Annotated in this window: 6 protein-coding genes; all 6 read right to left on the reverse strand. The window is 62.4% G+C overall.

Annotation, left to right across the window (positions count from 1 at the left end; genetic code table 11):
- Positions 1–2,523 (reverse strand): protein kinase (locus tag VEK15_05975; GenBank protein ID HXV60222.1); only part of this gene is annotated, 2,523 nt, incomplete at its 3' end.
- A gap of 48 nt (positions 2,524–2,571) precedes the next feature.
- The gene (locus VEK15_05980; GenBank protein ID HXV60223.1) at positions 2,572–2,814 is read right to left on the reverse strand and encodes a hypothetical protein; all 243 of its coding nucleotides are present in this window, start codon (positions 2,812–2,814) and stop codon (positions 2,572–2,574) included.
- A 22-nt stretch (positions 2,815–2,836) separates the two neighbouring features.
- Positions 2,837–3,208 carry a 50S ribosomal protein L20 gene (gene rplT / locus VEK15_05985; GenBank protein ID HXV60224.1) on the reverse strand — a complete coding sequence of 124 codons (372 nt, stop codon included), beginning with the start codon at positions 3,206–3,208 and terminating at the stop codon, positions 2,837–2,839.
- A gap of 3 nt (positions 3,209–3,211) precedes the next feature.
- Positions 3,212–3,403 (reverse strand): 50S ribosomal protein L35, encoded by a 192-nt coding sequence (gene rpmI / locus VEK15_05990; GenBank protein ID HXV60225.1) that lies wholly within the window; start codon positions 3,401–3,403, stop codon positions 3,212–3,214.
- Between the two features lie 46 nt (positions 3,404–3,449).
- A complete protein-coding gene (infC, locus tag VEK15_05995) occupies positions 3,450–4,007 on the reverse strand; it encodes a translation initiation factor IF-3 (GenBank protein ID HXV60226.1) in 558 nt (185 codons plus the stop codon).
- Positions 4,008–4,083: 76 nt separating this feature from the next.
- Positions 4,084–5,717: threonine--tRNA ligase (gene thrS, locus VEK15_06000; GenBank protein ID HXV60227.1), on the reverse strand; the 1,634-nt coding region annotated here is incomplete at its 5' end.

The raw sequence follows: 5,717 nt of genomic DNA on the forward strand, positions 1-5,717 counted from the left end.
GTTGTTGTAGGGATCGCGCTCGTACTCCCCTTCGAAGAGCACCCGCGGCGATCCGGGCTCCAGGCCGGGCCGGTAGGCGATGGGAACAACCATCATTCGGTTGCCGCTGCGGTAGAAGAGCTCGTCGCCGCTCGGAGACCAGAGAGGCTCGTCTCCCCCGTCGTTTGATATTGGCCAGCGCCCTTCACCCTCGGGGAACGGCTGCACGTACACCTCCCGGCGCCCCGATTCGTCCGAGACGTAAGCGAGAAAGTGGCCGTCGGGCGACAGGCTCGGCTCCATCTCGTCGAACGCGCTCTCTAGAAGCATCTCCTCTTTGGGTTCGGGCGAAAGGTGCCAAATACCCACGTCACCGTTACCCACCAAGTAGAACCCGATTGCCGAGCCGTCCGAAAGCCAGAATCTTGGGAAAATGAACCCTTCACGGCCCGGACCCATGGGGACCGCTTGCCCGCTCCCATCGGCGGCTTTGGAGAAGAGACGAAAGATGGACGCAGAGCGGGTGGACGCGAACGCCACGGTTCGATCGTCGGGGCTCCACACCGGATCGGTGGAGAGACCCTCGCCGAACGTGATCCGCGTTCGAGTGCCGCGTCCCATATCGAGAATCCAGATGTCCCGTTGACCGGTTGCCTCATCCAGCCGGGCGAAGGCGATGCGCCTTCCGTCGTGGGATATGCGAGGAATCAAGTAGGAGCCGCGCTCGTCGGTCACCGGCGTCGCGTTGCCGCTGCGGTCGACCCAGACGAGAGAGCTTCCCCGCCGGACGGTCGCCTCCACCAGATAGGCGAGGTTCCCCGAAGCCGACACGGCGTACTGGGCGAACTCGAAATCACCGTAGCTGTCCATCTCGACGTCATGGACGACGGGGACCGGCTCACCGGTCACCTCGAGCCGGCGGAGATCGAATCCGACCGCGTAGAGCGTGCCCCTCCGCATGAACAATAGTTGTCCGGTTGCGAGATAACGAGGGGACACACCGTCTTCCAGCACTACCCGGCGCTCCGAGTCGGTGAAGCGTTTCGCCAGGATGTCCTTTCGTCCGGAGGGCCCCACCGCGTTGTACAGAAACGCTTTTCCCCCGGGGAGCACATCCGGCCAGTAGTGCGCGATTTCGCCGCGCTCGGCATCGAGCGCGGTCGCTTCTTCCGCCGGACCTCCCGATGCCGGAACCCGGAACACCGTCCCATCCCCGGTGAAGACGATCGAGTCGTCGTCACCCCAGCTGCCGGTCAAGTACGTCCCCGCGAACACGCTGATGCCGATTCCCCGGGCGAGGGTGACGCGGGTGCCGGTGTCCAGGCCGACCTTCACCAGGTCGCTCCCTTCGAAAAACGCGATCCACTCGCCGTCCGGAGAGAAGAACGCGCTCGTTCCGCGCTCGGTGCCGGGGATGAGCGTGGGCGAAAGCTCGGAGAGAGCGCGCAGAAAGAGCCCCGAGCGGCCGTCCTGGGAATAGCGGTGCACGAGTCGTCTCCCGTCCGGGCTCACCGCGATGCGCGAGCGGACGGCGTCGAACGCCTCGGTCTGGGGAATGGCGGTGGCGAACCGCATCACCGGCGGAGGGGACTCGCGGCGCAAGCTCCATCCCACGAGTCCGGCGACGAGTACGGCACCGATGGCGGCGGCGGCGAGTCGACCTTGCGAGCGCGGGACGGTCACGATCTCGTCCACGTCCTCCATAAGAAGCCGCGCATCGCCCGCATCCCGCAAGCGGTCTTTTGGATCTTTCTTCAGGGCGCGGCGCAGCACGTAGCGAACCGGGCGCGGCGTCGCATCGGGAAGGCGCGACCAATCCGGATCGTTCTTCACGACCGCGGCGAGAATATCGGTGATCGTCTCGCCTTCGAACGGCTTCTTTCCCGAGAGCGCTTCGTAGAGGCAGCAGCCGAACGCCCACACGTCCGTGCGGCGATCGAGAGGCTTCCCCCGCGCCTGCTCCGGGCTCATGTACGACGCCGTTCCCAGGATCGCTCCGAGCGCGGTTCCTCTGGTGAGAGTGGGTGATTGCGACTTCTCCGCCTCGGCGCCAGCATCTTCTTCCTGGTACGCTCGGGCGAGCCCGAAGTCGAGGATCTTCACCCTTCCCTCCGGCGTGATCTTGATGTTCGCGGGCTTCAGGTCGCGATGAAGGATCCCCTTCAGGTGTGCCGCCTCGAGCGCCTCGGCGATCTGGGCGAAGAGCTGGCGCGCTTCCTCCCACCGAATGGGTCCCCTCTCAATGTGCTCGGCGAGGGTGTCTCCTTCCACGAGCTCCATTACCAGAAACGGTGTTTCGCCCGAGCGCTCGAAACCGTGAAGCGTCGCGATGCCGGGATGGTTCAACTGCGCGAGAAGTCTCGCCTCCCGCTCGAAACGGGAAAGCCTCTCGTGGTCCCGGGCGAACGCCTCGGGAAGAACTTTGATGGCAACGGTCCGGTCGAGCCGCGCATCTTTGGCCCGATAGACCTCCCCCATCCCACCCGCACCGATCGGTGCTTGGATCTCGTAGGCACCGAGTCGGGTTCCGGAAGGGAGCGCCATGTCGTTCTCGTTCCGACGATTCTACGAGAAATGAGGGACCGCCAACCGTCAGGACTCGAGTCCCTCGACCCGGTCGAGGATCCGCTCGAGCTTGCTGCGAATCCTGCCCCGTTCGGCGCGCAGAATCTCGATTTCTTCTCCCGACCTGGCTTTCAGCTCGTCGAGCTCGCTCCTGAGAGCGTGGTTGGACTCCCGTAGCTCGGCGATGAGCCGAGCGGCCTGATCGACCTTTTCCTCCAGATTCAGGAGGTGCGCGGCGGCTTCCGGCTGTGAGACGGGTTTGTTCTCCACGCCGTGTGGCTCGTGCCCGAGGTCAGCCGGCCTCTGCCTCGCCGAGCGCCTTCCGGGCGACGCTCGCAAGCTCCACGAAGGCCTCGGGGTCTCCCGCGGCAATCTCGGCCAGCTGTTTGCGGTTCAGAGCGACTTCCGCCTTTGCGAGCCCGGCCATGAGCCTGCTGTAGCTCAGGTCGTTGGCGCGGGCCGCGGCACTGATGCGAATAATCCACAAGCGCCGGAAGTCACGCTTCCGGGCGCGGCGATCGCGATAGGCATAGGACAGGGCCTTGTCGACCGATTCCTTGGCCGAACGGTAGAGTTTGCTCTTAGTCCCGCGGTAACCCTTGGCGAGCTTCAACACCTTGCGGCGTCGGTCGCGGCGATTGGAACCTCTTCTTACTCTGGGCATCTCTTAGCTCTTCCTCGGCAGGAGAGGGGCGATGAAGCTCGCATCCGACTTGGCGACGACCGTGGACTTCCTGAGCCTTCGCTTGCGATGTCGGCTCTTCTTCGTGAGGATATGGCTCCCGAAGGCGTGGCTTCGTTTGATCTTTCCCGTCGCGGTCTTCTTGAAACGCTTGGCCGCACCGCGATGCGACTTCAATCCCTTTCCCACCTGACAATCTCCTCTTGGGGGCACTCGCAGCTGGTCAAGCCGACGACTGCTGTGCCTCCCCTTGGTTTTCCTCCCTGGCGGCCTTGATCCGCTCGACAACTGCCTTCTTCGGCGCCAGGATTTGATACATCTGGTTGCCTTCCATCCTGGATCGGGACTCGATGGTTGCGATTTCCTGCAGCTCGGAGATGAGTCGGTCCAGTATCTTCACACCCAGCTCCCCGTGAGAGCGCTCGCGTCCACGAAACATGATGGTGGTCTTGACCTTGTTGCCTTCCATCAAGAACCGCTCCACGTGATTCTTCTTGAAGGCGTAGTCGTGCTCGTCGATCTTCACGCGGAACTTGATCTCCTTGACCTGTATCTGCTTCTGATGCTTCTTGGCCTCGTGCGCGCGTTTGTTCTTCTGGTAGAGGTATTTCCCGTAGTTCATGATCCGGCAAACCGGAGGGTTCGCCTGCGCAACAATCTCGACCAGATCCAAATCCCTTTCCTTGGCCATCCGGAGCGCATCCTCCGGTCTCACGATTCCGACCTGTTCTCCGTTCTCGTCGATGAGACGAATCTCACGCGCACGAATCCTCTCATTCACCCGGACCGACCTATCTATGTGCCACCTCCTCGGTTCGTATTCATTATGCCTGTCGGACGCGTCCGTTTTCCACCGGTCACGGCAGCAGCGCCTTGTCGCGAACCAGGGATTCCAGTCGCGTCACGAAATCGGCGAGTTGCGAGGCGCCCTCGTCACCGTCTCTGCGGTTCCGGACGGCGACGGTGCCAGTTTCCTTTTCCTTGTCGCCGGTTACCAGCATGAAGGGAATCTTTCTGAGTTGTGCCTCACGGATCTTGTATCCGACCTTCTCGTTACGGGCATCCATCTCGACACGGAACCCAGCCGAACGGAGCGTCTCCCGAACTTCGCCGGCGTAGTCGTGGTGCTTCTCCGAGATCGGAAGGACGATGACCTGAATGGGCGCAAGCCAACAGGGAAACGCCCCGCCGGTGTGCTCGATGAGAACGGCCATGAATCGCTCGACCGAGCCCAGGATGGCGCGGTGTACGACCACCGGCCGCTTGCGGGTGCCGTCCTCGGCCGCATAGTAGAGGTCGAAGCGTTCCGCCTGGGTGAAATCCACCTGAATCGTTGCGCATTGATGCCGACGACCGATCGCGTCCTCGACATGAAAATCAATCTTCGGTCCATAGAACGCGCCGTCACCGGGGTTGAGCTTGTGGGTTCCACCTGAGCGTACCAGGGCGTGAGTCAGCGCCTCCTCGGCCTGTTCCCATTGCTCGTCGGTTCCAATCGAGCTCTCTGGCCGGGTAGACAGTTCGACGCGAAAACCTTCGAAGCCGAGCTCGGAATACACTTCACGAACGAGGTCGATGAGATCGAGGACTTCGTTCTCCAGTTGCTCGGGAGCGCAATAGATATGCGCGTCGTCCTGCACGAACGAGCGAACCCGCGTCAGACCCGAGAGCACCCCCGAACGCTCGTTTCGATGGCATTGTCCGAACTCGGAGAGCCGCAGAGGCAGGTCTCGATAGGATCTCAGGCTCGATTCGTACACCATCGCTGCGCCCGGACAGTTCATCGGCTTGATGGCGAATCGAGTCTCCTCGGAGTCGACGAAATACATGTTGTCCTGGTAATGCTCGAGGTGACCGCTCCGCTCCCACACGCTGGTATTCATGATGAGCGGGGTCCTGATCTCCAAGTAGCCTCGACGGTCGAGCTTGTCACGCATGTATTCGACGAGCCCGTTGACGACTCGGAGTCCTCTCGGAAGCCAGAAAGCCTGGCCCGGGGCCTCGGGGCGGATGAGGAAAAGCTCGAGCTCTCTGCCCAGCTTGCGATGATCTCGCTTTTTTGCCTCCTCGAGCCGGGCGAGATGCTCGGCAAGACTCTTCTTGTCGAAGAAGGTCGTCGCGTAGATGCGTTGCATCGGAGCGTTGGCCTCGTCGCCCTTCCAGTAGGCGGCGGAGCTGCCGAGCACTTTGATCGCCTTGATGATCCCGGCGTCGGGCACGTGCGGGCCCTCGCAGAAGTCGTAGAACTCTCCCAGTCGATAGCAGGAGACCACGTCGTCCCCTTTTTCTTCGACGAGCTCTACTTTGAGGGGCTGACCCATCGAGCGGAACCGGGCGACGGCCTCCTTCTTCGGGATCTCCTCTCTCTCGAAGGGAACCTTTCGAGAAGCGAGCTCCTTCATCTTGGCCTCGATCTTGTCGAGGTCCTCGGGGGTGAACGCTTCGTCGCGGGCAAAGTCGTAGAAGAATCCGCCTTCGATGGGAGGCCCGA

The organism is Vicinamibacteria bacterium (assembly GCA_035620555.1).
In the GTDB taxonomy this organism is placed as follows: Bacteria; Acidobacteriota; Vicinamibacteria; order Marinacidobacterales; family SMYC01; genus DASPGQ01.

What these genes read in the sequence shown, in the direction of transcription:
- rplT (HXV60224.1), bottom strand. Translation starts at nt 3,208, where the DNA reads ATGCCCAGAGTAAGAAGAGGTTCCAATCGCCGCGACCGACGCCGCAAG.